23 protein-coding genes are annotated in these 25,537 nt (G+C 70.8%); 8 read left to right on the top strand and 15 right to left on the bottom strand.

The genetic code is table 11. From position 1 onward, the window contains the following. Positions 1-165 precede the first annotated feature (165 nt). Positions 166-930, bottom strand: a complete 765-nt coding sequence (locus tag ACWD35_RS10180; protein WP_451350712.1) for a GOLPH3/VPS74 family protein — start codon at positions 928-930, stop codon at positions 166-168. 195 nt (positions 931-1,125) lie between these two features. On the opposite strand from ACWD35_RS10180, the gene ACWD35_RS10175 reads away from it, so the two are divergent. Both ACWD35_RS10175 and ACWD35_RS10170 read left to right on the top strand, forming a co-directional pair. After that, the gene (locus tag ACWD35_RS10175; RefSeq protein ID WP_451350711.1) at positions 1,126-3,528 is read left to right on the top strand and encodes a D-alanyl-D-alanine carboxypeptidase; all 2,403 of its coding nucleotides are present in this window, start codon (positions 1,126-1,128) and stop codon (positions 3,526-3,528) included. Between the two features lie 140 nt (positions 3,529-3,668). Further along, positions 3,669-5,561, top strand: coding sequence for an MFS transporter (locus ACWD35_RS10170; protein WP_451350710.1), 1,893 nt, complete (start codon positions 3,669-3,671; stop codon positions 5,559-5,561). A 32-nt stretch (positions 5,562-5,593) separates the two neighbouring features. On the opposite strand, the gene ACWD35_RS10165 is transcribed toward ACWD35_RS10170, so the two are convergent. Then, positions 5,594-6,436 (bottom strand): hypothetical protein, encoded by an 843-nt coding sequence (locus ACWD35_RS10165; protein ID WP_451350709.1) that lies wholly within the window; start codon positions 6,434-6,436, stop codon positions 5,594-5,596. A 120-nt stretch (positions 6,437-6,556) separates the two neighbouring features. Between ACWD35_RS10165 and ACWD35_RS10160 the strand changes: the two genes are divergently transcribed. Next, positions 6,557-7,345, top strand: coding sequence for an SDR family oxidoreductase (locus ACWD35_RS10160; protein ID WP_451350708.1), 789 nt, complete (start codon positions 6,557-6,559; stop codon positions 7,343-7,345). Between the two features lie 29 nt (positions 7,346-7,374). Here ACWD35_RS10160 and ACWD35_RS10155 read toward each other — a convergent pair whose 3' ends face one another. Then, positions 7,375-8,490: an ADP-ribosylglycohydrolase family protein gene (locus ACWD35_RS10155; protein WP_451350707.1), complete on the bottom strand. Its 1,116-nt coding sequence runs from the start codon at positions 8,488-8,490 to the stop codon at positions 7,375-7,377. A gap of 130 nt (positions 8,491-8,620) precedes the next feature. Further along, the gene (locus ACWD35_RS10150; protein WP_451350706.1) at positions 8,621-9,121 is read right to left on the bottom strand and encodes a MarR family winged helix-turn-helix transcriptional regulator; all 501 of its coding nucleotides are present in this window, start codon (positions 9,119-9,121) and stop codon (positions 8,621-8,623) included. Positions 9,122-9,216: 95 nt separating this feature from the next. On the opposite strand from ACWD35_RS10150, the gene ACWD35_RS10145 reads away from it, so the two are divergent. Beyond that, positions 9,217-9,669: an SgcJ/EcaC family oxidoreductase gene (locus ACWD35_RS10145; protein WP_451350705.1), complete on the top strand. Its 453-nt coding sequence runs from the start codon at positions 9,217-9,219 to the stop codon at positions 9,667-9,669. 71 nt (positions 9,670-9,740) lie between these two features. On the opposite strand, the gene ACWD35_RS10140 is transcribed toward ACWD35_RS10145, so the two are convergent. The 4 genes from ACWD35_RS10140 to ACWD35_RS10125 all read right to left on the bottom strand — a co-directional run bounded on the left by ACWD35_RS10140 (position 9,741) and on the right by ACWD35_RS10125 (position 11,881). Continuing rightward, positions 9,741-10,001 (bottom strand): hypothetical protein, encoded by a 261-nt coding sequence (locus ACWD35_RS10140; RefSeq protein WP_451350704.1) that lies wholly within the window; start codon positions 9,999-10,001, stop codon positions 9,741-9,743. After that, the gene (locus tag ACWD35_RS10135) at positions 9,998-10,345 is read right to left on the bottom strand and encodes a DUF6247 family protein (protein WP_451350703.1); all 348 of its coding nucleotides are present in this window, start codon (positions 10,343-10,345) and stop codon (positions 9,998-10,000) included. The genes ACWD35_RS10140 and ACWD35_RS10135 overlap by 4 nt, the downstream gene beginning before the upstream one ends. Positions 10,346-10,443: 98 nt before the next feature. Continuing rightward, positions 10,444-11,235, bottom strand: coding sequence for a helix-turn-helix domain-containing protein (locus tag ACWD35_RS10130; RefSeq protein ID WP_451350702.1), 792 nt, complete (start codon positions 11,233-11,235; stop codon positions 10,444-10,446). A 229-nt stretch (positions 11,236-11,464) separates the two neighbouring features. Next, positions 11,465-11,881, bottom strand: a complete 417-nt coding sequence (locus ACWD35_RS10125) for an ATP-binding protein (RefSeq protein WP_451350701.1) — start codon at positions 11,879-11,881, stop codon at positions 11,465-11,467. A 113-nt stretch (positions 11,882-11,994) separates the two neighbouring features. On the opposite strand from ACWD35_RS10125, the gene ACWD35_RS10120 reads away from it, so the two are divergent. After that, positions 11,995-12,807, top strand: coding sequence for a helix-turn-helix domain-containing protein (locus ACWD35_RS10120; RefSeq protein WP_451350700.1), 813 nt, complete (start codon positions 11,995-11,997; stop codon positions 12,805-12,807). Beyond that, positions 12,804-12,989 carry a DUF397 domain-containing protein gene (locus ACWD35_RS10115; RefSeq protein ID WP_451350699.1) on the top strand — a complete coding sequence of 62 codons (186 nt, stop codon included), beginning with the start codon at positions 12,804-12,806 and terminating at the stop codon, positions 12,987-12,989. Before ACWD35_RS10120 ends, ACWD35_RS10115 begins: the two co-directional genes overlap by 4 nt. A gap of 31 nt (positions 12,990-13,020) precedes the next feature. Here the strand turns inward: ACWD35_RS10115 and ACWD35_RS10110 are convergent, their stop codons facing one another. The 5 genes from ACWD35_RS10110 to ACWD35_RS10090 all read right to left on the bottom strand — a co-directional run bounded on the left by ACWD35_RS10110 (position 13,021) and on the right by ACWD35_RS10090 (position 19,486). Further along, positions 13,021-13,761 (bottom strand): amino acid ABC transporter ATP-binding protein, encoded by a 741-nt coding sequence (locus tag ACWD35_RS10110; protein WP_451350698.1) that lies wholly within the window; start codon positions 13,759-13,761, stop codon positions 13,021-13,023. Continuing rightward, the gene (locus ACWD35_RS10105; protein WP_451350697.1) at positions 13,758-14,657 is read right to left on the bottom strand and encodes an amino acid ABC transporter permease; all 900 of its coding nucleotides are present in this window, start codon (positions 14,655-14,657) and stop codon (positions 13,758-13,760) included. The genes ACWD35_RS10110 and ACWD35_RS10105 overlap by 4 nt, the downstream gene beginning before the upstream one ends. 11 nt (positions 14,658-14,668) lie before the next feature. Further along, positions 14,669-15,538, bottom strand: coding sequence for an ABC transporter substrate-binding protein (locus ACWD35_RS10100; protein ID WP_451350696.1), 870 nt, complete (start codon positions 15,536-15,538; stop codon positions 14,669-14,671). Positions 15,539-15,751: 213 nt separating this feature from the next. After that, positions 15,752-16,612, bottom strand: a complete 861-nt coding sequence (locus ACWD35_RS10095) for an SAM hydroxide adenosyltransferase (protein WP_451350695.1) — start codon at positions 16,610-16,612, stop codon at positions 15,752-15,754. A gap of 366 nt (positions 16,613-16,978) precedes the next feature. Beyond that, positions 16,979-19,486, bottom strand: a complete 2,508-nt coding sequence (locus ACWD35_RS10090; RefSeq protein ID WP_451350694.1) for a tetratricopeptide repeat protein — start codon at positions 19,484-19,486, stop codon at positions 16,979-16,981. A gap of 283 nt (positions 19,487-19,769) precedes the next feature. Between ACWD35_RS10090 and ACWD35_RS10085 the strand changes: the two genes are divergently transcribed. Together ACWD35_RS10085 and ACWD35_RS10080 are read left to right on the top strand one after the other, a co-directional pair. Beyond that, positions 19,770-21,659 carry a glycoside hydrolase family 5 protein gene (locus ACWD35_RS10085; protein WP_451350816.1) on the top strand — a complete coding sequence of 630 codons (1,890 nt, stop codon included), beginning with the start codon at positions 19,770-19,772 and terminating at the stop codon, positions 21,657-21,659. A gap of 89 nt (positions 21,660-21,748) precedes the next feature. Next, positions 21,749-22,276 carry a DUF2165 domain-containing protein gene (locus ACWD35_RS10080; protein WP_451350693.1) on the top strand — a complete coding sequence of 176 codons (528 nt, stop codon included), beginning with the start codon at positions 21,749-21,751 and terminating at the stop codon, positions 22,274-22,276. On the opposite strand, the gene ACWD35_RS10075 is transcribed toward ACWD35_RS10080, so the two are convergent. Together ACWD35_RS10075 and ACWD35_RS10070 are read right to left on the bottom strand one after the other, a co-directional pair. After that, complete coding sequence (locus ACWD35_RS10075) at positions 22,269-22,835, bottom strand: hypothetical protein (protein ID WP_451350692.1); 567 nt, start codon at positions 22,833-22,835, stop codon at positions 22,269-22,271. The two genes, ACWD35_RS10080 and ACWD35_RS10075, sit on opposite strands and share 8 nt — an antisense overlap. A 71-nt stretch (positions 22,836-22,906) precedes the next feature. Beyond that, on the bottom strand, positions 22,907-25,492 hold the full coding sequence (locus ACWD35_RS10070) for a bifunctional FO biosynthesis protein CofGH (RefSeq protein WP_451350691.1): 2,586 nt from the start codon (positions 25,490-25,492) through the stop codon (positions 22,907-22,909). Positions 25,493-25,537: the final 45 nt, after the last annotated feature.

Genomic DNA, 25,537 nt, shown 5'->3' with positions numbered 1-25,537 from the left:
GTGATGCATCGAACTGATGTGCCCGAACGCGTTCGAGCGGAGCGGCGAGACCATACGGTCTCACCGCTCCGCTCGAACCAGCGGCTCCCGAACGTGTGTGGAACGGGTGTTGGGGACTGGTGCTGCGTGCGGCGGCTCAGCGAATCCTGGCTTGATCGAGCGGCCTCAGTGGACCACGGCGCGTGCCATGGACCCGTGGCCGTGGTGTGGTTGCATCGGCACACCGCGGGCGGGTTCCGCCGCGGCCGGCCTGACTCCGGGCCCCGCCTGCCGGCCGGCTGCCGCCGGCCCGCGGCGCGGCTGTGCGGCCACACCGTTCTGAACGTCCATCACGGCATGCGCGACCAGCCCGCCCATGGGGTCGTGCCGGATCAGATCCCGCAACCGGGACCGGGACGACCGTCCCTCGTTCCCCGGATACAGGTGCTTGCCGAGCCCGACGGCGTGGGCCAGTGCGGCGAGCGCCGCGGTCCGCGGGTCCGGCGGAACGCCGGTGCGGATCGCGGAATCCAGCCGGGATCGGATCTCCCGGCTGATGGCGGTGTCCGTCGCCTGATACCGCGTCGTCGGCAGCACTCCGCACATCTGTCCCGGTACGGCGGCAACCATGCCGCACCGCTCCAGATGCGAGAGATAGGTCTGGCGCAGCCCGAGACGCGGCCCGCCAATCCAATGAACTGCCCGTACGGGAGCGCCGCGCCTTCGCAGCAACTCCAACGCGCAGTCCAGAGTCGGATCTCCTGTCGGCCGTGGCACCACCACGGCGATACGATCCCCGTCTGGGGCTATCCGTCCGGCCAACGCCAGCTCCACTAGCTGCGCTCCGGCCAGACCGAGGTCGAGCGACTGCGGCTGTGCAGTGGTACCCGTGGTCGGGTCCAGTGCCAGCAACAGAAGCTCCTCCGGAATTGTTCTGCGGCTCCTGCCCATCCATGCCTCCCCGCGTGGATGAATGACAGGGTGACCCCTCTCACATTGGTCTGTCGAGGGCACGTGACCGGTTCGTGAGGGAACCGGCAGGTATGTCGTTCTCGTCTACCGCAGGGGCCAAGTCCTCACACAGGACACTGGTACATGGTTCGGACAGGGCGCACGAGTGGGCGTGCGGCGCAGGAGGAGGCATTGGTGGCGGGCGAGTCCCCCGACAGGTCGAAGCAGCGCGAGTCGTCGGCGGAACCGACGTCGGGGAGCGCGGTTCCGGTTCCCGAGGCGCGCGATCCGCGCCTGGAGATGTCCCGCGAACGGGACACCGCCGCCGCGAAGGCGGACACGGCGACAAAGATCCTCTCGGTACGCCCCCCGAAGCCCATACCCGCCTCCACGGAGGACACCGACCTCCGAGAGGCGGTCTCGGCCTGGGTCCGCACGGCGAGGCCGAGCCAGGGGGCCGAGGAGACGGCTGAGGCGGGCGCTGAGAACACCGCCGGGGCGGAGCCCGAGAGCGACGCTGAGGCGAACACTGAGGGCGGCACTGAGGCGAACGCCGAGAGCGGCACTGAGGCGGAAGCCGAGAAGACCGCTGCGGCGGAGGCCAAGGACGCCTCTGGGGCGGAGGCCGACGGCAACGCTGAGGCGAACGCCGAGGGCGACGCTGACGCGGAGGCCGAGGACGCCTCTGGGGCGGAGGCCAAGGGCGACGCTGAGGCGAACACCGAGAGCGACGCTGACGCGGAGGCCGAGGAGACCGCTGAGGAGGAGGCCGAGGACACCGATGCGGCGGAGGCCAAGGCGGGTCCCGAGGCTGAACCGGAGGCCGAGGACGAGGACGAGGCGGCCACCGAGGCGGGCACAGACGCAGACGCAAAGACGGACGCCGAAGCGAAGGCGGACAAGGGCGTAGCCGAGGCCGAAGTGGGCGATGGCGAAACCGAGGCGGAGGCGTCCGGCGACGAGCCGGAGGACGCCGACGGCGAGGACGCCCCGCAGGGGCCACCCGCAGCCGACAACGAAACCCGCACGGGCGGTGCGGGTGGGAACAAGGACGCCGAAGGCGAAGCCGAGGCGAAGACGGACGGCGCCCAGGGCGGAGCCAAGGGCATCGATCAGCCCACCACCGCCTTCAAGGCCCTCCGGCCCAAGAAGCCCGGCGTCGATCAGCCGACCACCATGCTCAAGGTCGACCGTGCCCCCAAGGCGCCCAAGCCCACCGACCCCGAGCGCACCAGCAAGTTCGTCGCGCTCAAGCCCGACGTCACCACCAACCTCCCCCAGGTCGGCCCCGAGCGCACCACCCAGCAGCCGCTCCCGCCGAAGCCTCCGCTGGACCTGCTGGCCGAGCTGACCAACACGCCTCCGCCGCCGCAGACCCCGGTCCGCACGCTCATCCGCCGGGTCAAGATCTGGACCCCGCTGGTGATCATCCTGGCGATCATCTTCGCGGTCGTACAGACCCTGCGCCCGCTCCCCCGGCCCACCCTCGACCTCACCGCGAAGGACACGTACACCTTCGACGGCGCGAAGACGGACATCCCCTGGCCCTCCCAGGGCCAGGCCGCCCTCGACGTCCAGGGCATCGGCACCTTCGGCAGCTCCGGCGACCAGAAGCCCGTACCGATCGCCAGCGTCGCCAAGGTGATGACCGCGTACCTGATCCTGAGCAACCACCCCCTCAAGAGCGGCGCCGACGGCCCGAAGATCAAGATCGACCAGCCCGCCGAGGACCAGTCGAACGCCGGCCAGGAGTCCACGGTCCAGGTCACCAAGGGCGACTCGATCACCCAGCGCGAGGCCCTGGAAGGCATCCTGATCGCCTCCGCGAACAACGTGGCCCGCCTCCTCGCCCGCTGGGACGCCGGCTCGGAGCAGGCGTTCGTGGCGAAGATGAACGCCGCCGCGAAGAAGCTCGGCATGACGAACACGACGTACACCGACCCCTCGGGCCTGACGCACTCCACCGTCTCCACGGCCGTGGACCAGGTGAAGCTCGCCAAGGCCGCGATGACGCTGCCCGCCTTCCGCGAGGTCGCGGCGATGATGTCGTACACCGACTACAAGGGCGTCTACCGCTCCAACTGGAACCAGCTGGTCGGCCACAACAACGTCGTCGGCATCAAGACCGGCACCACCACCTCCGCCCTCGGCAACCTCGTCTTCGCGGCGAAGCAGCAGACCGGCGGCGAGACCCGCACCATCGTCGGCGCCGTGCTGCGCCAGCCCGCGGGCGGCCCGGAGCACACGATCCTCAGCGCCGCCCTGGACAGCAGCGACAAGCTGATCCGGGCCGCGCAGGGCGCCCTGAAGTCGGCGACGATCCTGAAGAAGGGCGACATCGTCGGGTACGTGGACGACGGTCTCGGCGGCCGTACCCCGGTCGTCGTCACCGAGGACGTCACCGCGGCCGGCTGGGCGGGCCTGAAGGTGAAGCTGTCGTTCACCGCCAATGACGTACCGCACACGGCGAAGGCCGGCACCAAGGTCGGCACGCTCACCGTGGGTGACGGTTCGGCCGGTGCGGTGAAGGTGCCGGTGGCCCTGAAGCAGGCTCTGACCGAGCCCGGCTTCGCGGCCAAGCTGACCCGTCTGGGCTGACCAGAGCGCCCGCGCACCCCGTCGTCGGAGCCCCCACCCGGGGGCCTGGCGGCGGGGTGCGTGCTAGCGTCACGAATCGGGGCAGGTCGCCGGGACGCGGCCGGGATGAACAGAAGACGGGACACGGGGAGTGCCTTCAGGTGGCCACTGCGGAGCCGACACGCGCCGACGACACCGATCCGGGCCCGGGATCCATGCCCGGGTCCGGCCCGCGAATACGCCTGTCGCCGACTGACGCGACGGACGCGACGGACGCGATCAACACGACCGACACCACTGACGCGACCGGCGCGACCGGCGCGAACAGTCGCGGCGGCACGCTCGCGCGTCTCCTCACCGCCGCCGAACCCCTCCGGCAGCGGCTGCTCGTCCACCCCGTGCTGTCCATAACGGCCCTCGCCGGCGTACTGCACATCATCTGGCTCTTCACGTTCGCGAACAGCGGTGGCGACCTCGCGGCCCAGGACGCCTGGGCGGAGTTCGTCGGCCGGCACCCGGACTCGGCGTACAACCTCGCCTGGTACGGGGGCATGCACCCGGTGTCGTACAGCGTGGTGTCGCCGTATCTGATGTCGCTGCTCGGCGTCCGTACGACGATGGTGATCGCCGGTACGGTCTCGGCGGGCCTGCTGACCCTGATCCTGATCCGCAGCCGCGCGGTGAAGAACCCGCTGTGGGCCTCGCTCGCCGGGCTCTTCGCGTTCGTCTGCAACGCGATCTCCGGGCGGGTCACCTTCGGGCTCGGCACCATGTTCGCGCTCGGCGCGGTCGCGTCGGTCTTCTGCTGGCCGTACCGCTGGCGCCACAAACGCTGGGCGAAGGCTCTGGTCGCCGCCCCGCTGGCCGCGCTCGCCACCATGGGCTCACCGGTCGCGGGGCTGTTCGTGGGCCTGGTCGCGGTCGCGCTCTTCCTCCAGAAGCGGCGGCCGGGCGCCTGGGCGCTGGGTCTCGCGCCCTCGGTGGTGGTCGGCGTCTCGGCGTGGCTGTTCCCGTTCTCCGGCACCCAGCCGATGACGATCTTCTCGGTGATCCTGCCCCTGCTGTACGGCCTGCTGGTCCTCTTCCTCGTACCGAAGGAGTGGATCACCGTACGGCTGACGGCGGCCGTGTACAGCGTCGGCGTCGTCCTGGTGTGGCTGATCAGCTCGCAGATCGGGTCGAACATCTCGCGGCTGCCGATGCTGTTCGCGGGTGCGACCCTGATCGCGGCGCTGCCGTTCCAGGTACGGAAGTCGCGCAAGTGGTACCTGACCGTGCTGGCCTTCCTGGGCATGGTCGCCTGGATCGGCGTCAAGTCGGTGGACGACATCATCCACACGACCCCGGCGGCGTCCTGGGCCCGGGAACTCGCCCCGCTGGTGAACGAGCTCCAGAAGGTCGGCGCCGAGAAGGGCCGCGTCGAGGTCGTCCCGGCCCGCTCGCACCGCGAGGCCTCCGCGCTCGCGCCGTACGTCAATCTGGCGCGCGGCTGGAACCGCCAGGCCGACATGGAGCGCAACCCGCTCTTCTACGACGACACGCTCAACTCGGCGAACTACCACGAGTGGCTCCAGCGCTGGGCCGTGCACTTCGTGGTGCTGCCCAAGGACAATCCGGACGGTGACGGCGGCCAGCGCGAGCGGCAGCTGCTGCAGCGCGGGATGCCGTATCTGAGCCAGATCTGGGGCGACGCCAACTGGCAGCTGTTCCAGGTGACCGACCCGACGCCGCTCGCCGAGCCGCACGCGGTGGTCGACCGGGCCGATCAGGGCGAGCTGACGATCGAGGTGCACAAGGCCGGGCGGATCCTCATCCGGATCCCGTACTCGCCCTGGCTGAGCGTCGTGGACGATCACGGCAAGAGCCTGAAGCCCCCGCGCAAGCTCTCCGACGGACGGTCGTACGAGAACGTCAACGGGTGTCTGATGGAGACGCCGGAGGACCTCAACGGCGACAAGTGGACGATGCTGCTCGCTCCGCGGGCCGGCACGTATCGGTTGGCGGCGCCGTATCAGCTGCCGCGCGGTACTCCTTGCCCGGACGAGTTGAAGTGACCCTCTGGGGGCTCCGCCCCCAGAGGTCCGTTTCAGCTGCGAAGTTCTGCCACGTAGCGGTCCGTGCCCGGAATCGTCGGGATGAACGGGGCCAGCAGTTCCAGCCTGCCCAGGCCCGCTTCCGCGATCTCGGTGTCCAGCCCCGTGAAGTGCTCCGCCCAGCACTCCCGCGGGTCCCTCTCCAGGAACCACAGCAGGGTCAGGCGGGTGTCGGTGCCCTCGACCTGCTTCACGTAGGTCATGCGGTCGCCGGGGAGCGGGGTCGGGCGGAAGAGGGTGACCAGGGCCGCCGGGGAGCCCGCGAGGCGGCGGGGCAGGTGGCGGCGGCTCAGCCACTCCAGCAGCTGGGCCCGCTGCTCCGGTGACTCGGCGTCGACGACCTCCAGCACCAGGCCCGCGTAGGGATGGTCGAGGGCGTGGAAGTCCCTCGGGCCCGCCGCGCCGTCCCGGTAGACGGTCGTCTCGTGGTCCTGGAACGCCGTGAAGACGTGGGTGCGGGCGTGGTGGACGCGGGCGTCCCGGTTGAGGCGCTTGTTGATGGCGACGGTCCACTTCATGTGCTCGTCGTAGCGGCCGTCGGTGATCCAGTACGTGGAGAGGTAGCAGCCGGCGGTGACCGGCTGGGCCACGGCCGACTTCTCGGGGTACCGGAGCAGCTGCAGCTCCCTGGTCGCCACCCAGCGGCGCCCGGCGTACATCCAGGGCATGGCCATCGCGCCGGCGTAGTAGTGGTCGTCCTCGTACCAGCGGTTGTACGCGTACTCGTGGCCGGGGTGCGGCTCGACCATGGTGATCAGGGCGTGGCCGGGGCGGACGCCGTACGGGCCGACGGCGGCCAGTTCGGCGTACGGCTCGCTGCGCGAGTCCTCGCTCATGCGGTTCCCCTTCCGTTCTCGTCCGTTCGCGTCCGTTCTCTTCCGTACCCTTCCGTCCTCCTGCGGTCGCCCATACTCTGACGCTCCGTCAGATAGAACGCCATACCCCGGGAGGCTCCGATGTCCCTGCTCACCGGCAAGACCGTCGTCGTCTCGGGCGTCGGGTCCGGACTCGGCCACCAGGTCGCCGCGGCCGTCGTACGGGACGGAGGGAACGCCGTCCTGGGCGCCCGCACCGAGGCGAACCTCGCCAAGTCCGCGGCCGAGATCGACCCGGGCGGCACGCGCACGGCGTACCGAGCGACCGACATCACGGACGAAAACCAGTGCGCGGCGCTGGCCGGGCTGGCACGGGAACGCTTCGGCTCGGTCGACGCCGTGGTGCACGTGGCGGCCTGGGACTCGTACTTCGGCGGGGTCGAGGACGCCGACTTCGCGACCTGGCAGTCGGTCCTCGACGTGAACCTGCTGGGGACGCTGCGGATGACCCGGGCCTGTCTGCCCGCACTGAAGGAGGGCGGGGGCGGGTCCGTCGTCTTCATCGGGACGCAGTCGGCGGTCGCCGCGCCCTCGCAGGTGAAGCAGGCCGCGTACGCCGCCTCGAAGGGGGCGCTGACGAGCGCCATGTACTCGCTGGCGCGGGAGCTGGGCCCGTACCGGATCCGGGTCAACACCGTGCTGCCGGGCTGGATGTGGGGTCCGCCGGTCCAGGCGTACGTCCGGTTCACCGCGCAGACGGAGGGGGTGCCGGAGGCGGAGGTGCTGGGGCGGCTGACGGAGCGGATGGCGCTGCCGGAGCTGGCGACGGACGGTGACGTGGCGGACGCGGCGGTGTTCCTGGCCTCGGACCGGGCGCGGGCCATCACGGGGCAGTCCTTGCTGGTCAACGCTGGGGAGCTGATGCGCTAGGTCCTACCCCGGGAGGTTGCGGACGGTGATCAGCCTCGCGGATACCTCGCCAGCCAGCCCGGTGACGCCCCCGCGGGACCGTGCAGCGCAGGGCCCTGGGTCAGCTCCATCGCGAAGTCGTCGGCCAGTTCCAGGATGGTCGGGCGGCCCTCCAGCTCGGCCAGCCAGGCCGGCGGGAGGGCCGTTTCGCCGTGCAGGGCGCCGAGGAGTCCGCCGGTGAGGGCGCCCGCGGCGGCGGAGGGGCCGCTCTGGTTCACCGCCAGGCAGAGGCCGTGCCGTACGTCCTCACCGACCAGGGCGCAGTAGACGGAGGCGGCGAGCAGACCGTCCGCCGTGCCGTCCCCTGCCAGCTCCTCCACCCGCGCCGGGGTCGGCAGCCCCTGCCGTACCGCGCCGAGCGCGTGCTGGAGGGCGTCGGTCACGGGCTCGTGGCCGGGGCGGGCCGTGAGCAGGGCGAGGGCACGCTGCACGGCGCCGTCCAGGCTCTCGCCGCGGGCCAGCGCGTGCACGATCACGGCGTACGCGCCCGCCGACAGGTAGGCGACGGGGTGCCCGTGGGTCTGGGCCGCGCACTCCACGGCCAGCTGGACGACGAGCTGCGGCTCCCAGCCGACCAGCAGCCCGAAGGGCGCGGAACGGACGACCGCCTCCGGGCCCATTTCGCCAGGGTTCTTGGGGGTCTCCAGGGTGCCCATGTTGTCGTCCCCGAAGCCGATGAGCAGGGCCCGGGTCGGCTCACGGCGGGCGTACAGCCACTCCTCACGCGCCAGCCAGCCGTCGTCCTTACGGCGCTCGTCGGGCCCCCAGTCCCGCTGGGTGGCGGCCCAGCGGCGGTACGCCCGGTGCAGGTCGGTCGGCGGGTGCCAGGCGCCGGTGTCGCGGCGTACCTGGGCGCGTATCAGCCCGTCCACGGTGAAGAGGGTGAGCTGGGTGTGGTGGGTGACGGTGCCCCGCTCGCCGTGCCCGAAGGCCAGGTCGAGCAGGCCTTCGCCGCCGTACACGGAGCGGATCTCCTCCAGGGCGAGCGCGTCGGCGGGCCCGCCGAGCGCGTCCCCGACGGCACCGCCGAGCAGCGTGCCGCGCACCCTGCTGCGGAAGTCCTGCTGTTCGGCCCGGCCCCAGACGGCCCCGGTCGTCGCACCCACCCAGACCTCCCGACGGCACCGTCCGTATGTACGACGCTCAGCACTGTAATCGACCGGAGGCGAACAGTTCACTGGGGCAAATCGGCCATGGTGGGGTCATTCCTGCACAGCGATGAGCGCTTCGGCCGGGTCAGCCGTCGCTCTGAGGCCGGGCCGCCCTCTTCCGCCTCGGCGCCACCGCCTTGCGGATCTCCTCGGTGGCGGCGCGGAACGCGGGTGCGGCGTGCTCGAAGTAGTCGAAGAGCAACGCCCGCTGCTCGGGGCTGTAGCGGGCCAGGACCTCGGCGATGTGGCGGCGGGCGGGGCCCACGACCTCCTCGACGTGGGCGAGCGCGTCCGGGACCGGCTCGACGATCACCCGCCGGCGGTCCTTGGGGTCCGAGGCGCGGCGCGCGTACCCGGCCCGTTCGAGGCGGTCGATGAGGCGCGTGGTGGCGCCGGTGGTCAGCCCGGTCCTGGTGGCCAGTTCACCCGAGCTGAGCCCGCCCTCCGCCGCGATCAGGCTGAGCGCGTACCACTCCGACGTGTGCAGACCGGCGGCCTCAGCGCTGGCCAGGCCCTGGAGGCCCACCGCGTCGAGGTACTGACGGAAGATCACATGCTCGTTCCCGCCGCGCAAGGGGGTTGCCATCGCCGGAGCCCTCTCCTAAATTTATCTGCACGGACGCAGATACTGCTTACGTTCAGAATCTGCATGCAGTCTAGCGAGTAGAGGAGACCTGCACCATGTCGACCACCACGACCGACGTCGCCGCCATCACCTCCGTCCTGGACGAACTCGTCGCCGCCTGGGAGCGGCACGACGCCGACGCATACGGCAGCCTGTTCACCGAGGACGCCACCTACGTCACCTTCGTCGGCACCTTCTACCAGGGGCGCCAGGACATCGTGGAAAGTCACCGCGCCCTGTTCGGGGCCTTCCTCAAGGGCACCAAGCTCGCGGACGAGGTCCTCGACATCCGCTTCCCCGGGCCGGACTTGGCGGTGGTCAACGGCCGCGGCGACACCTACAAAGGCAAGCGACCGCGCAAGCTCACCAAGATCCAGACGTACACCCTGGTCCGCCGGCTCGACGGCGAGTGGCGCATCGCGGCCTTCCACAACACCAAGCGCAAGCCGCTGATGGAGTCGATCTCCTACCGCTTCGCCCCGGCCCTGGTCCCGTCCGCGGAGAGGTGAGCCCAGCGCGACGCGACCGCCCGTATGCGTATCCGACCGAGCTGCCCCACCGCGGCCCTGCGCCAGAGGGGTCAGCCGTACCAGGTGACGTTGCAGACGTAGACGCACTGGTGGCGGGGTACGGCGAGGAAGCTGATGAAGCCACGTCCACCGAGGATGTCGAATTCGCGTAGCCCGCCCTCTCGGTCCACAGGTCGGCCCACCTTGACGGCGTCGTGTCCAAGGGCGGCCAGCTCGGTGGCCAGTCGCTCCACCTCCGCGACCGCTCCCGGCGGCAGCCCTCCCGTGACGTACTCGGCGCTCGGGTTGTAGTCCCAGGCCCAGTCCGTCACAGCCCGGCCTCCGCCTCGGCCGCCACACGGAGCGCACGGATCTCCGCAATGGCCGCCGACGGGTCCTGTTCCCCGGCGTCAACGACGTGCTCCAGTTCACGCAGCCGGGCGGCGCGTTCCGGGTGACGTTCGATCGCCACGAACACGGCCCAGGAGTGCACGAACGCACGCAGCGGCGCGAGACTCTGGGTTTGCTGAGCGTTCGTCGTGGCTTCGAAGAGATGCTGTGTGAGCGCGGGGATCCTGCTGGGAGCGATGCGCGTGACCGCAGCCCGCAACGCGTCCGGCGTCAGCTCGGGCATGGGGATCAGCGGTTCGTACGGGCCGTCGGTCTGGGCGCTCACGGTGACCTCCGGTGCAGGTGGCTCGGTCCTCGTACGGTACCGGTGGAATCGGCGGTAGGTCGCTGACGCGGCGCTCGTCGTCGACCCCGCCTCCACGCTCATGCCACCGCCGACGATGAACGGCACTTGCGGCAGCGACCGGGCTCGGGAGCGCGAAAGGCCCGGTCGCAGCCGTCGCAGTTCTGGAGGGGGGCCAAGCGCGGTGGCGTGGCTGCCGTCGGGGGTGGGGTGGGGAGACGCGGCGGCAGTTGGGCGGCCAGACGGTGGGCCAGGAAGGCCGCCGGGTGCTTGATCGGGTCCTGGGGCAGGTCCGTCGTGAGGGCGCGTACGACGGCGGTGGACGGCACCCCTCGGTCCAGCCACTCGGTGACGGCCGGGGCCAGGCGGTGTACGTCCCGCTCGCTGAGGAGCAGGCGGGAGTCGTGGGCGCGCAGGCGGGTCAGCAGATCAGTTGCCGTCGGCCGGCCCGGCGACCGGTCGTCAGCCTTGGGAGGCGCGGGCGGGGCGACGACTGCCGCCGCGGCTGCGGTCACTGCGAGGCGGGGTTTGTTGAACGAGGTCGTCCGGGTCGTCACTCGGCCCGATTGAAGACGCTCCTTGGTGCGTGACAGGTACCCGTGTTCCTCCAGCTCCCGCAGGGCCGAGGCGATCCGGATCTCCCCCTCGGGGAACTTCGACGCCAGCACCTTGATGCCGATCGGGGTGCCCGCGGGCAGCGACTGGATGTGGGTCGCGAGGCCGATCGCCGTCAGCGACAACTCCGGGTGCTGAGCCAGGTGGTTGCCGACCACCGTGAAGTTGTCGTGGTGGGGTTCGTTGACGTGGATTACCCCGGACGTGGAATGGGCGGACTTCGCGCGCTTGGGCGCGTTACGCTGCTTGTCAGTCATCGGGAAGGCTCTTCTTCCTCGGTGATCAGGCCCTCGCATTGGGATGCCAGTCCCGGCGAGGGCCGATGCATGTGCGGACTTGCTGTCGTTGCCGACGCTGCACCACAACTGTCCCGCCACGCCAGTTGCGTTGGGCATATTCACTCCGGCGAGTGAGCGACGGGGGCGGTGGGGGAGGGTTTGGTTCTTTCCCCGGTTCTTTGGTCTTTTGGCGTCGGGCGCCGCCGGGTCATGGACCGCCGCGTCCCGGTGCTCCCGGTACGAGTTCCGCCCAGACCGTCTTCGCCCCCGCCGGCGCCTCCTCCACGCCCCAGCGGTCCGAGTACGCCGCCACGATCAGCAGTCCCCGGCCGCCCTCCGCGTCCTCGGTCACCGGGTCCGGGAGACGCGGGACCCGGTCGCCCCGGGCGTCGGTCACGGCGATGCGGAGGGTGCCGTCGTCGCGCAGCTCCAGGCCAAGCCGGAAGTCCCTGCCTCTGACCCGCCCGTGCCGTACGGCGTTGGACGCCAGCTCCGCCACCACCTGCGCCGCCTCCCAGAACGGCACGCCCCACTCGTCCAGTTGACGCTCGGCCAGGAGGCGGGCGAGGCGGGCGCCTCTGCGCGTCGCCGACAGCTGGACCCGGAGGCGGGATTTCTCGTTCATGTCACCCAGCGTGGCCGTTTGTCCCTACCCTGAACAGTGATGACCACGGTACGCAACGTGACTGTCCGGGCGTCTGACGTGGTCGTACGGCTCGTACGTCGCAAGGGGACAACGTGGAGGACGAGGAGGCCGAGGCCGTACTCAAGGCGGTCGGACGGCAGATCAAGATGTGGCGAGAGGCCGCCGGGCTGAAGCAGGGAGAGCTGGGCGCGCGGATCGGGTACAGCGAGGAGATGGTCTCCTCCGTGGAGCGCGGGCGCAGGCTTCCCAAGCCCGACTTCCTCGACAAGACCGATGACGTGGTCGGCGCGGGCGGCAAGGTGTCCGCGATGAAGGAGGACGTGGAGAAGGCCCGTTACCCGAAGAACGTTCGGGATCTGGCCAAGCTGGAGGACGAGGCCGCCGAACTCGGGGCCTACGCGAACCATTACGTGCATGGCCTGTTGCAGACCCCCGAGTACACAAGGGCTCTGTACACGATGCGGCGCCCGTCGTACACCGAGGACGAAATCGACCGCCACGTCAACGCACGCCTGGCCAGGCAGACGATCTTCGAGCGGGTACCACGAGCCACGCTCACCTTCGTCCAGGAGGAGGTGACCCTGCGGCGGCCCATCGGGGGTCGGCTGGTCCTGCGCAAGCAACTCGAACGCCTCTTGGACGTCGGCCAGTTGAGGCACGTCGAGATCCAGGTGATGCCGACCGATCGCGACGACCACGCGGGAATGGGAGGACCCATCCGCCTGCTGATGCTACGAGACGGCAAGACAGTGGCTCACGAGGAGGGGCAGACCTACAACCGGGTGGTCAGCGATCCCCGGGAGGTACAGCTTCTCGAATCGCGCTATGGGATCATCCGGTCGCAGGCTCTCCCGCCACGGGAGTCTCTGGCCTTCATCGAGCAGCTGATCGGAGAAGAGAGATGACCTCCACCCCGCTGAATTGGTTCAAGAGCAGCTACAGCAGCAACGAGGGCCCCGACTGCGTCGAAGTGGCCGTAACCCCCGCCACCATCCACATCCGCGACTCCAAGGACAAGGACCGCGCCCAGCTCGCCGTCAAGGGCACCTCGTGGACGGAGTTCCTGGCCTTCGCGGCGGATCGCTAGGCCAGTCTCTCCGATCAAGGACTTCAGGGCACTAGCGTTCCAGCACGCGGGACAGGAAGCGCCGGGTCGACTCGTGGCGGGGGTCGGTGAGCACCTGCTCCGCGGTGCCCTGTTCGCGGATCACGCCGTCCTCGAGGAAGCAGACCTGGTCGGCGGCCTGCCGGGCGAAGCCCATCTCGTGCGTGGCCATCAGAATGGTCAGGCCGCGCTCCTTCAGGTCCGTGACCACGTCCAGCACCTCACCCACCAGTTCGGGGTCGAGTGCCGAGGTGATCTCGTCGAAGAGCAGCACCTGCGGGTCGGTGGCCAGGGCCCGGGCGATCGCGGCCCGCTGCTGCTGGCCGCCGGAGAGCCGGTCCGGGTAGTCGTGCGCCTTGTCCGCGAGGCCCAGCCTGGCGAGCAGTTCGCGGGCCGACTCCTCGGCCTGCCTGCGCGGCACCTTGTGCACCTGGCGCGGGGCGAGCGTGATGTTGTCCAGCACGTTCAGGTGCGGGAACAGGTTGTACGCCTGGAAGACGATGCCGATCCGTCGGCGGGCCAGGTTCGCGTCCAGGCGGGGATCGGTCAGCTCGGTCCCGCCCAGATGGATGGTGCCGTCGTCGACGACGTCCAACAGGTCGATGCAGCGCAGCAGGGTGGACTTGCCCGAGCCCGATCCGCCGATCAGGCAGACCACCTGGTGCTCGGCGACATCCAGGTCGATCGAGCGCAGGACCAGGCGCGAGCCGTATGCCTTACGCAGGCCGCTGATCCGCAGCAGTGGCTCGTTCACTGTCCCGCCTCCGCCCAGGTGCGCTGCGCGGCGCGGCGCTGCAGTCGGTCGGCGTACCTCGTCAAGGGGATGGTCACCGCGATGAACAGGGCTGCCGCCCCCAGGTAGGGGGTGTAGTTGAAGTCGTAGTCCGCCTTGATCTGCGCGACCCTCAGCGCCTCCAACGGCCCGAGGACAGCCACCAGCGCGGTGTCCTTCTGCAGCGCGATGAAGTCGTTGAGCAGGGGCGGCAGGACGTTGCGCACCGCCTGCGGGAGGATCACCCGCCGGAGGGTCTGCGACTCGCTGAGCCCGAGCGCCCGCGCGGCGTTGCGCTGCGCGGGGTGAACCGAGTTCAGGCCGGCCCGCAGCACCTCACCGACGTAGGCGGTGTAGGAGAGCACCAGCGCGATCACCCCGAGCAGCCAGGGCTGGGAGGGGGTGCCCTGCAGCTGGAGCGCCGGCAGGCCGAAGCCGACCAGGAAGACCAGCAGCAGGGTCGGCACCCCGCGGAAGACGTCCACGTACAGGGTCGCGGCCAGGCGCAACGGCTGCAGGCCGGGCGCCCGGGTGACCCGCACCAGGGCGATCAGCAGGCCCAGGACCAGGATCAGCACCTCGGCGACCAGGAACATCTGGACGTTGAGCCAGAAGCCGTCCAGGATCGCGGGGAACGTCTTGCGGAACTCCGCGCCGTCCAGGAACCGGCTGTGCAGCCGGTCCCAGCCGGGCGAGGCGACCACGGCCGCCGCCACCGCCACCAGGCTGACCAGGGTGCACAGGGTCGCGATCCACCTGTTGCGCCGCTGGCGGGCGCGGCGGAACCGCTCCCGCTCGCGCTGCCGCTCGCTCGGCCGGTACTGCTCGTCCTGCGGGTTGGCCTGCTTTTCCAGCTCGGCCGTGGTCTCGTGCTCCACTGTGCGACCCGTTACGGCTTGAGCTCGGGGGCGTTGGCCGAGGCCGACAGCCACTTGGAGGTGATCTTGCCCAGCGTGCCGTCGGCCTTGAGCGCGGCGAGCGCCTGGTTGACGCAGGGGGTCAGCCCGCTGCCCTTGCCCAGCAGCAGGCCGAACTGCTCCGGCGTGCCATGGTCGTAGTTGAACTGGCCCAGGATCTTGCCGCCCTGCACCTGTGCGCCGGCCAGGTAGAACACCGTCGGCAGGTCGGTGACGAGCGCGTCGATCTGGCCGTTCTCCAGGGCGTGGACCTCGTCGTTGGTGGTGTTGAAGACGCTCGGCTGGTGGCCGGGCTTTATCTCGTCGAGCACCGCCTGGTAGCTGGTGGTGGCAACCTGCACGCCGATCTTGGCGTCCTTGAGCGCGGCCAGTGAGGTGGCGCCCGCGTACTTGGACTTCTTCAGTACGAGGACGGCCTGGTTGGCCGTGTAGTAGCTGGTGGAGAAGTCCACCGCCTTCGCCCGCTCCGGGGTCTTGGAGATCTGGTTGATGTCGAAGTCGAAGTTCTTCGGTCCCGGGGCGTAGGAGTTGTCGAACGGTTCGACCACCCACTTCACCTGGCTCCGGCTGAAGCCGAGCTTGCCGGCCACCGCGTAGGCCACGGCACTTTCGAAGCCCTTGCCGTCGGACGGGTCGTTGTTGTCGAACCACGGCGTGTAGGCCGGGGAGTCGGTGGCGACGGTCAGCTGCCCCTGCCGGTGGAGGCTCGGGCTGGTCGCGCAGTTGCCGGAGGCCGTCGCGGTGGCCTTGGCCGTGCTCTGGGGCTGGGGCGCGCAGGCTGCGGCTGCCAGCACCACGACGGCGCCCAGCGAGGCGGCGAGGGACGTACGGAAAAGGGACATGGGGGTTCCTTTGGAAATGCTGTCCGGAACGGACGGTGCGAAAGAAAAACCGGGGGCAGTGCGCTCAGCGACACAGATCGGCGGCGCAACGCACGTGGTCAACGTGGCGACGGCGCACCAGGCGGAGGATTCCGGACATGCGCTTCAGCATTCCGGGCGGTGCGGTGCGGTGTCAATCGAGGCGGCCGTCATTCGAGACGCCGCGACAACGCGTCAGCTGGTGGGATGGAGGACCCGGTCGCCCTCGCGCAGACCGAACAGTTCGGCTGCGGAACCGCCCCGCACCACGAGTTCGGCGAATCCCAGGCCCGAACTTCCGGTGGTGATGCCCGGCTCGCCGTACGGCACATCGGGCAGCCGGTCGTAACAGCGCACCTGGATCCGGCGGCCGTCACGGGCGCTGTGGACGGACAGACCGGCCGCCGCCCGGTGGCCGGGGATGGCGGCGACGGGGCGGTCCAGCTTGCAGTTGCCGAAGTTGTCCACCACGGCGACCCGCACCCCGCCAGCCGCCTCGGCGCCCGCCGCCCGCTGGTCGGGCCCGCCCACGACGTGCGGCCGCGCGGGGACCGGGCGACCGTCCACCAGCCAGCGGGCCAGCAGCGGCACGTACCAGAGGCTGCGGAACTGGGTCCGTCCGATCTCCTCGGCCTCGGCCGGCGACAGCTCGGCCCACTGGGCGGCTGCCGCCTCCACCACCTCGCGCACGTCGGTGACCTGAACCTCCGTCAGCTCCAGGTAGGTCGACAGGGGCGCGAGGACCCGGGGATTCAACGTGCTGATCACCAGGTGCTGCTTGTGGCGGAAGTAGCAGAACGGCGCCCCGTTGGGCCAGGAGCCGTCCCGCGGCGCGATATTGACCAGCACCACGACCGGGTGCGTCGGCCCGCCGACGAGATCGGTGGCGCGCAGCAGGTCGAGCAGCGTGAGCGCGGCGACGCCCTCCGGGTCCGGCCCGGTCAGCGGAAGGACACTCGGCGTGGCCCCGAAGAGGGCGGCGATCCTGGCCGACTGTCGGGCCACCGCGTTGGGGTCGGCGCAATCGGTGAGCGAGATGACCGGGGGGTGGGTCATGGCGAGCTTCTCCTGCGGATGGAGTCGGCCGCACGCGGCAGCCACGGGGACGACTGGGGGTGGGGAAGGAGCGCGGGAGGCAACGGGGACAACAAAAAGGACCCCCCGTTGCCGGAGGGTCCGTCGCGTCCTGCGCGCACACGGCTTCGCTAGCGAAGCGCCTCCGACATTCGGGGCATCATTCGCATCATGGCGAGGGTGGTGGTGCGCTGCATGGGGGAGACGTTAGCACCGCAAACGCCTGCCCGGTCCACCCTGACCAGCATGCGGACCGGGACCGTCGTGGGGAGGGGCTGCGCGGGCCGGCCGGCAGGGGCCGCGTTGGCGAGTGCGAACCGGGTGACCAGCTGACTCAACTGGCACCGCTCATGATCGAGGGACATCGCCCAGTGCGTCCAGCGCCCTGCTGTGCCACGTGAGAATCCATTCGTCGTTCGGTGACAGGGTCTTCGCCGTGTCCAGCGCGGCCAGGGCGGCGTCGCGGGAGCCCAACTCGAGGAGGACGATTCCCCGTCGGCACTGTGCCCAGGGGTAGTCCGGCTTGAGCTGGACGGCGCGGTCGAGGTCGGCCAGCGCCTCCGTGTGGCGGCCGAGGTTGAACCGGGACACCCCCCGGCTCGCGTACGCCGACGCGTACTCGGGGTCGAGGGCGAGCGCGCGGTCGTAGTCGGCGAGGGCCTCCTCGTCGCGGCCGGCCACGCGAAGCGCGTCGCCGCGTTCGCAGCGGCCCCAGGCCCAGTCCGGATGGAGGGCGAGGGCACGGTCGAGGTCGGCGAGCCGACGGGCGGGCTCGCCACGGGCGCGCCATACGCGGGCGCGGCGGGCGAGCGCCCACGCGTAGTCCGGGTTGAGTTCCAGGGCGTGGTTCAGGTCGTCGAGGGCCCTGTCGAGTTCGCCCCGGGCGAGGCAGGTGGCGCCTCGGGAGGCCCAGGCGAAGTCGCTGGTCGGGTCGAGCCGGATCGCCTCGTCCAGGTGCTGGATCGCCTCGTCCTGGTTGCGCAGCATGCGGTGGTACTCGCCGCGCACCGCGTGGCTCCAGGGGTCGTCCGGGGCGAGCGCCACGGCCTGTTCCATGTCCGCGAGCGCGGACTCGTAGTCGCCCAGTTCGCCGTAGGTCAGCGCCCGGCCACGGTAGGTCCGGGCCAGCCCGGGGTCCAGCGCGATGGCCCGCTCGAACGCGGCGAGCGCCTCGTCGTACGCCCCGCCGCGCCGCAGTGCGTTGCCCCGTGCCACGTGGGCGAGCGCCCGTTCCGGGTCGTCCAGCGCCGCCCGGTGCAGCAGCCGGGCGAGTGCGGCGGCCACTCCGCCGTCCTCCAGGGCCTGCGTCAGGTCGGTTCCCCAGCGGGCCACCGGCCCCAGGTCGGCGTCCTCGCCCGCGTCCACGAGGGCCCGCGCCCACCGCTGGGCCGTGGCGTCACCGGCGACGCAGGCGTGGACGAACTCCCGCAGCGCCGAAGGCAACGCGTCCCGGTCCCCCGCGCACAGCCGGTGGTACGACTCGGCCAGCCGGAGCTCCCGCCACTGCTCGTCGGCCCACAACTCCTCGGTGTCCCGGGCTCCTTCGAGTTCGCCCCGCCACTGCCCGAACACCCCCGCCAGCCGCCGCTGCACCTCGCCCCAGCCCCGGGGTGAGCGTGCCCGCTGGAGCCGTAGCATCGGGGCCCGTACGACGTCGTGGTACCGCACGCCGTCACCGCGCCCGTCGACGAACGGCAGCCCCCTCAACCACCCGTACAGTGCGTCGAGTTCCGTCTCGTCGCACTCCACCACCGCCCGGAACACGTCCGCGTCGAGCCGCCGGGGCAGCGCACAGGCCAGCGCCACGCCCCGCCGCACCGGATCCCGCTCCCACTTCAGGAACCGCTCCACGGCGTCCGCACTCGGATCCCCCACGTCGCCCTGATCGGCGGGCCGCGCCTCCGCGAGGGTGGAGACGAGCACCGGCAGCCCGCCGGTCAGCCGCAGGACCTCCGCGACGACCGACTCGTCCCGGACCCCCCGGTCCGCGAGCAGTCCCCGGGCCTCCGCCTCCGTGAACGGCCCGAGCGGCAGGTCCGTCATGAAGTCCGCGAAGCCGCCCCAGCGGGCGGTGTCGAAGGGCCGCTGGCCGGCCGTGACCACGACGACATTGGCGGGCAGCGCCCCGTGCCGGTCGGTCGTCATCAGCTCGTGCAGCCAGCTGTCGGCGAACGGCCCCGTCCTTTCGTACGTGTCGAAGAACAGGACGATCCACGGCACGGAGGCCGCCACCGCGGCCAGCTCGTCGAGCAGTCTGGGGGTCAGCTCCCGCTCGGGGGACAGCACCAGCTGCACGTCCTCCTGGCTGCCGAACCGGGCGCTGAGGCCCCGCCGCAACCTGTCGGCGTACTGGGCCAGTTGAGCGGCATCGACCGCACCCACGAAGGGACCGGCGCCCGGCAGCAGGCCCAGGCCGGCCAGCCCCGCCCGTACGGCCGTCGCAGTCACCGCCGAGGGGCGCTCCGGCTCCGGCTCCAGCCCGGCCAGCACCACCTCGGCCTCGTGCCGCCGTTCCCGGTACATGCCCAACGCCTTGTCGAGCCTCTTGAACTCCCGGCCCTGCCGCAGGAATTCACGGCTGATCGCCGCCATCGCCTCCGGCACACTCCCCACGCCCTCGTCGACGTACGCCGTCAGCGCCCCCCGCTCCCGCGCGACCTGCTCCAACTCCCGCACCAGGAACGTCTTTCCGACACCGGCGTTGCCGTGGACGTGGAAAAGGAAACGGTGGCGTTCATCCTCGGGCGGAAGGTCCAGGTTCTCCCGGAACGCTGCCCGTTCGTCGCCCCGCCCGATGAAACCGGCCCGCCTCCGCCGCCCGATCAGCTCCTGCATCGACAGCCGTGCCTGCGCCATCCGCACACCCCTCCCCCTTGGCCCGCCCATTCATTCTGGCTCAATGTGCGGGAGTGCCGATGGCGCGGCACCATGGCGATTTTCTGCATACCGCGGGTTTCCGTTCCCGGATAGCTTCTGCTCCGCGCACCGGTCAGGCCGGCGCGAACGCAGCGCCGGCACCCTCGCCTCCCGCCCCCACCCTGGAGACGCCGTGAATTCCACCAGTTCAGCCCGCTCGCCCCGGGTCCGGCGCCGCCGTCTCCGCACGGCCGCCGTCACCGCGGTCGCTCTGCTGGCCGTGATGGCAGGCGCCTCCGCCCAGGCCAGTACGGTTTCAGCCACAACGGGTGCGACCGCCGCGCCGACCGCACCTGTCCTGAGCGGCACCCAGCTCGCCTCCTCGTGGGCGGGCCCGCTGAGCACGCGCGGGCGGTACATCGTCGATGCGCACGGCGACCGGTTCAAGCTGAAGGCGGGCAACTGGGATGGCGCACAGGGCCATTACCTCGGCAGCGGCGATCCGGGCGATCCGGCGAACAACGAGCACGGCGAGGTCTCGTACAACATCCCGCTGGGGCTGGACCGGGCGCCGATCGGCACGATCCTGGCCGGGTTCCACAGCCTCGGCCTGAACGCGATCCGGCTGCCGTTCGCCGACGCGATGATCCACGACACCACTACGGTGCCGGACGCGGCGGTGGCCGCCAATCCGCAGCTCAAGGGCAAGACGCCCTTGCAGGTGTACGACGCGGTGGTCGCCGCCCTGACCGCCGACGGTTTCGCGGTCGTCCTCAACAACCACACCACCGGCTACCGCTGGTGCTGCGGCCTCGACGGCAACGAGCGCTGGAACAGCGGGCAGAGCACCCAGCAATGGGAATCCGACTGGCTGTTCATGGCCGACCGCTACCGGGCGAACAAGCGCGTGGTCGGAGCGGATCTGCGCAACGAGGTCCGCCGTGACACCTGGGACGACCCCAACTGGGGCCTGGGCGACGGCCACGACGAGTACGCCGCCTTCGAGGAGGCCGGCAACCGGATCCTCCAGGCCGACCCGGACCTCCTGATCATCATGGAAGGGATCAACTGGCAGGGAATCCCGTCCGCCCTCTTCAGCCACGGCCGCCCGATGCTCACCCCGGTCGCGACGCTGTCCCACACACTGATCGAGTCCGGCAAACTGGTCTATTCGGCCCACTTCTACGGCTACACCGGCCCGGCCAACACCGGGGCCTCCGGCGGGTTGGGCTCCACCAGCGACCCCCGCTACGAGGACTTCACGCCCGACCAGCTCGCCCAGGTGGTGAACGACGAGGCCCTGTTCGTCACCCGGACCGGCCAGCACTTCACCGCCCCCGTGTGGATCAGCGAGTTCGGTGCCGCCGGCCGCGGCTCGACCGACACCAAGGAACAGGCCTGGTTCGACGCCTTCACCACCATCCTGGCCAAGAACGACACCGACTTCGCCGTCTGGCCCCTGGTCGGCTGGACCGACAGCGGCGGCACGCCGATGGACAACTGGGCCCTGCTCGACTACGACAGCGCGGGAAGGCAGCTGAGCCTCAACGACCCCGGCGACTGGCGCGCGACCGCCTGGAACAAGCTGATCACCGCACCCGGCCTGAGCGGCCCGGTTCCCCAGGCCGACCACTGGAACATGCTCGACCTGGATCACGGCGACTACAACGTCTCCGCCACCATGCTCGCCCAGGGTGACTGGTCCAACGGCAACCGCAAGGGCAACTGCCCGGACACCGAGCGCCTCATCGGCCTCGGCCGCGGCAACAGCCGGGGCCTGTGCACCGACGCCGGCCGGCCTGCCGGCACCGGCGGGCCGTTCACCACCGTCACCGACGAGCGCTACGTCACCGAGGGCGACTGGGCCTCGGGCTACAACAAGCTCCAGTGCCCCGACAACACCTACGCCGTCGGCTACAGCGTGCACGACAACTCGATGGCCGCCCTGCTCTGCGCCCCGTCCGCCAAGGCGCTGCCCACCACCGGCCACAACGTCTGGTTCGACCACGGCGACAACCGCCCTGCCGGCGGCGGCTCCGTCGACAGCGACTGGGCGCCCGGCCACTACAAGGGCCAGTGCGCCGACAACGAGTACCTCGCCGGCGTCGCCTACACCTGGAAGTGGCTCCACTACGGCGTCCCCGACGCACTGCTGTGCCGTCCGCTGGGCTGATCGCCCCCGGCCTCGCAGATGTGACCAGGCACCGGAATCGGCGCAAAGCAGGGGGGAGTTGGAGGCCCCGGCCGCGAGAGAATCCAGCAATGACCACCACCCCCACACGCACCACTGTCACCCCCACACGTCAGACCGGCCTCGGCCTCGCCGCCGGTGTCCTCACGGGCATCCTCGCCCTCTACATCACCCTCGTAGCACTCGGGAACATCACCGACTTCGGCACCAACCAGCAGTTCGTACGGCATGTGCTCGCCATGGACACCACGTTCAATGACGACGACCTCATGTGGCGGGCGATCACCAGCAAGGGACTTCAGGACACCGCGTACGTCGCGATCATCGTGTGGGAGTCGGTGGCGGCCCTGGTGCTCATCTGGGGGACGTATCTCTGGGCGCGGCGGGACGCCGACCAGGCCCGGCGCTGGTCCACCTACGGGCTGCTGATGCTGCTTCTGCTCTTCGGCGCCGGGTTCATCGCCATCGGCGGTGAGTGGTTCTCGATGTGGCAGTCGAAGACCTGGAACGGGCTGGAGGCGGCGACCCGGGTGTTCCTGCTCAGCGGGGTCGCGTTGATCGTCAACCAGCTGCCCGCCCGGCAGGGAGAGGCTATTTGACGACCGTCACCTTCGTGCCGTCGTCACCGAAGGCCCACAGGGCGGCGCCGTCTTCCTTGTGCATGCGGATGCCGCCCAGCTTCTGACCGTTCGCGGGCGGCGGCGAGGAGCCGTCGAGGGCGTTGGAGAAGGCTATGCTCACGCCCTGCACCTTGGTGACGAACATGACGTGCTCGATCTGGACGCCGTCCGAGCCCTGCTTGGACTGGATGCGATCGCCGACCGAGTAGCTACCCGGCTGCGGGCTCACCGTCCCCGGCCACACCGTGAACGTCCGGCTCGCCTTGCCGGTCGCGTCCACCAGCCACACCCGCTTCTCGCCGAGCGCGTACACGATCCGGCGGCCCGTGCCGGACCCGTCCGGCAGCGCGGGCGGGGCCGTCTGATGCGGGGCGGCGGGCGCGTGGGCGCCCGCCGAGGCCGACGGGCCGGGGTGGTGGACCGTCGAGGCCGTGGGATGCGGCCCGTGGTCCGCCTGCACAGCCAGGGCGATGACGGCGGCGGTCGCTCCGACCGTCAGTCCGGAGACCCAGGCCCACGAGGGCAGTCGGGCAGCCACGGGTACGCATCTCCTCCGCTACGGGTCCCCCGTCTCAGCACCGGGGTCGGATCATCGTACTCAGTCCGCACTTAATCCAGGACCGGCAGCAGCTCCGGCAGGTGCCCGTCCGAGGCCTCGGCCGCCCGCTGCCGCTCCTCGGAGACCTCGCCGTACAGGGTCGTACGCGGCTTCGCCGGGCGGCCGGCCGCCTCCGCGACCGCCACCAGGTCACGGATCGACTTGTACGAGCCGTAGGACGAGCCGGCCATGCGGGAGATCGTTTCCTCCATGAGGGTTCCGCCCAGGTCGTTCGCGCCCGAGCGGAGCATCTCCGCCGCACCCTCCGCGCCCAATTTGACCCAACTTGTCTGGATGTTCGGGATCCAGGGGTGGAGGAGGAGGCGGGCCATCGCCGTGACCGCCCGGTTGTCCCTCGTCGTCGGGCCCGGACGGGAGATGCCCGCCAGGTACACCGGCGCGTTCGTGTGGATGAAGGGGAGGGTCACGAACTCCGTGAAGCCGCCCGTCTCCCGCTGAATGCGTGCCAGCGTACGCAGGTGGCCCAGCCAGTGGCGGGGCTGGTCGACATGGCCGTACATCATCGTGGAGGACGAGCGGATGCCCAGCTCATGGGCCGTCGTCACCACCTCGATCCAGGTGGCCGTGGGCAGCTTGCCCTTGGTCAGGACCCAGCGGACCTCGTCGTCGAGGATCTCCGCCGCCGTGCCGGGGATCGTGTCGAGGCCGGCCTCCTTCGCGGCCGTCAGCCACTCGCGGATCGACATGCCGGTGCGGGTCGCGCCGTTCACCACCTCCATGGGCGAGAACGCGTGGACGTGCATCCCGGGCACCCGCTCCTTCACCGCCTTGGCGATGTCGAAGTACGCCGTCCCGGGCAGGTCCGGGTGGATGCCGCCCTGCATGCACACCTCGACCGCGCCCACGTCCCAGGCCTGCTGGGCTCGGTCCGCGACCTGCTCCAGCGACAGCGTGTACGCGTCCGCGTCCGTCCGGCGCTGCGCGAAGGCACAGAAGCGGCAGCCGGTGTAGCAGACGTTCGTGAAGTTGATGTTGCGGGTGACGATGTACGTCACGTCGTCGCCCACCACAGACCGGCGCACGTCGTCCGCGACCTGGCACAGGGCGTCCAGCGCCGGGCCGTCCGCGTGCAGCAGGGCGAGGGCCTCGGCGTCCGTCAGGCGGGTCGGGTCGTCGGCCGCCGTGCGCAGGGCCTGGCGTACGTCCGTGTCGATGCGCTCCGGTGCCATGCCGGGGGCCGCCGCCTCGCGCAGCGCCTCCCAGTCGCCGTAGACCTCGTCGAAGTCGTCGCGGCGGTCGGCGGTGCGGCCCTCGGTGTCGATCGTGCGGTGCAGGTCCGTACGGCCGGACGGGGTGAACGCCTCCTCCGGCTCCTGCCACGGATGACCCTCGACCACCGCGTCCGGGAGGGCCAGCCCGGTTTCCGGGTCCGCGAGCGCGCTCACGTGCGGGCGCAGCCGCGGGTCCAGCCAGGGCTCGCCGCGGCGGACGAACTCCGGGTAGACGCAGAGACGTTCACGCAGCTCGAAGCCCGCCGCCGCCGACTTCTGCGCCAGCTCCTCGATCTGCGGCCAGGGGCGCTCGGGGTTGACGTGGTCGATGGTCAGCGGGGAGACCCCGCCCCAGTCGTCGATGCCGGCGCCGATCAGCCGCTCGTACTCGCTGTCGACCAGGTTCGGCGGGGCCTGGAGGCAGGCGGACGGGCCCATGATGTGCCGGGCGACGGCCACCGTGGCAACCAGGTCGTCCAGTTCGGCGTCCGGCATACCGCGCATCGCCGTGTCCGGCTTGGCGCGGAAGTTCTGGATGATCAGCTCCTGGATGCCGTGGTAGGCCCGCGAGACCTTGCGGAGCGCGAAGAGGGACTCCGCGCGCTCCTCGTACGTCTCGCCGATGCCGATCAGCAGGCCGGAGGTGAAGGGGACCGAGGAGCGGCCCGCGTCCTCCAGGACGCGCAGGCGTACGGCCGGTTCCTTGTCCGGGGAGCCGTAGTGCGGGCCGCCGGGCTCGGACCAGAGCCGGGTGGCGGTCGTCTCCAGCATCATGCCCATGGACGGGGCGACGGGCTTGAGCCGCTGGAAGTCCGTCCAGGTCATGACGCCGGGGTTGAGGTGGGGCAGGAGGCCCGTCTCCTCCAGGATGCGGATGGAGATGGCGCGGACGTAGGCGATCGTGTCGTCGTAGCCGTGCGCGTCGAGCCACTCGCGCGCCTCCGGCCAGCGGCCCTCGGGCTTGTCGCCGAGGGTGATCAGGGCTTCCTTGCAGCCGAGCGCGGCGCCCTTGCGGGCGATGTCCAGCACCTCGTCCGGGGACATGAACATCCCGTGGCCCGCCCGGCGCAGCTTGCCGGGGACGGTGACGAACGTGCAGTAGTGGCACTTGTCCCGGCACAGCCGGGTCAGGGGGATGAAGACGCTCTTCGAGTACGTGATGACGCCGGGGCGGCCCGCCTCTTCGAGACCCGAGTCCCGTACCCGGGCGGCCGACGCGGCGAGGTCGGCGAGGGCCTCGCCGCGGGCCTGGAGAAGTACCGCTGTCTCGGCGACGTCGAGGGCGACGCCGTCCCGGGCGCGTTTGAGGGCGCGACGCATGGAGTTCTCGGTGGGGCCGGTTCCGGAGGTCGCGGAAGTCGTCATCCTTCGAGGATACGTTCGCGATGATCAGGGTCGAGGAGCTGGAGG

The sequence above is a fragment of the Streptomyces sp. NPDC002671 genome (assembly GCF_053592475.1).
The sequence above is the reverse complement of the archived record's forward strand: the minus strand, read 5'-3'. Positions and strand labels throughout refer to the sequence as shown.

What these genes read in the sequence shown, in the direction of transcription:
- ACWD35_RS10180 (WP_451350712.1), bottom strand. Translation starts at nt 930, where the DNA reads ATGGGCAGGAGCCGCAGAACAATTCCGGAGGAGCTTCTGTTGCTGGCA.
- ACWD35_RS10150 (WP_451350706.1), bottom strand. Translation starts at nt 9,121, where the DNA reads ATGGCAACCCCCTTGCGCGGCGGGAACGAGCATGTGATCTTCCGTCAG.
- ACWD35_RS10145 (WP_451350705.1), top strand. Translation starts at nt 9,217, where the DNA reads ATGTCGACCACCACGACCGACGTCGCCGCCATCACCTCCGTCCTGGAC.
- ACWD35_RS10085 (WP_451350816.1), top strand. Translation starts at nt 19,770, where the DNA reads ATGGCAGGCGCCTCCGCCCAGGCCAGTACGGTTTCAGCCACAACGGGT.
- ACWD35_RS10080 (WP_451350693.1), top strand. Translation starts at nt 21,749, where the DNA reads ATGACCACCACCCCCACACGCACCACTGTCACCCCCACACGTCAGACC.
- ACWD35_RS10125 (WP_451350701.1), bottom strand. Translation starts at nt 11,881, where the DNA reads ATGAACGAGAAATCCCGCCTCCGGGTCCAGCTGTCGGCGACGCGCAGA.
- ACWD35_RS10090 (WP_451350694.1), bottom strand. Translation starts at nt 19,486, where the DNA reads ATGGCGCAGGCACGGCTGTCGATGCAGGAGCTGATCGGGCGGCGGAGG.
- ACWD35_RS10115 (WP_451350699.1), top strand. Translation starts at nt 12,804, where the DNA reads ATGACCTCCACCCCGCTGAATTGGTTCAAGAGCAGCTACAGCAGCAAC.
- ACWD35_RS10165 (WP_451350709.1), bottom strand. Translation starts at nt 6,436, where the DNA reads ATGAGCGAGGACTCGCGCAGCGAGCCGTACGCCGAACTGGCCGCCGTC.
- ACWD35_RS10160 (WP_451350708.1), top strand. Translation starts at nt 6,557, where the DNA reads ATGTCCCTGCTCACCGGCAAGACCGTCGTCGTCTCGGGCGTCGGGTCC.
- ACWD35_RS10070 (WP_451350691.1), bottom strand. Translation starts at nt 25,492, where the DNA reads ATGACGACTTCCGCGACCTCCGGAACCGGCCCCACCGAGAACTCCATG.
- ACWD35_RS10100 (WP_451350696.1), bottom strand. Translation starts at nt 15,538, where the DNA reads ATGTCCCTTTTCCGTACGTCCCTCGCCGCCTCGCTGGGCGCCGTCGTG.
- ACWD35_RS10095 (WP_451350695.1), bottom strand. Translation starts at nt 16,612, where the DNA reads ATGACCCACCCCCCGGTCATCTCGCTCACCGATTGCGCCGACCCCAAC.
- ACWD35_RS10130 (WP_451350702.1), bottom strand. Translation starts at nt 11,235, where the DNA reads ATGACTGACAAGCAGCGTAACGCGCCCAAGCGCGCGAAGTCCGCCCAT.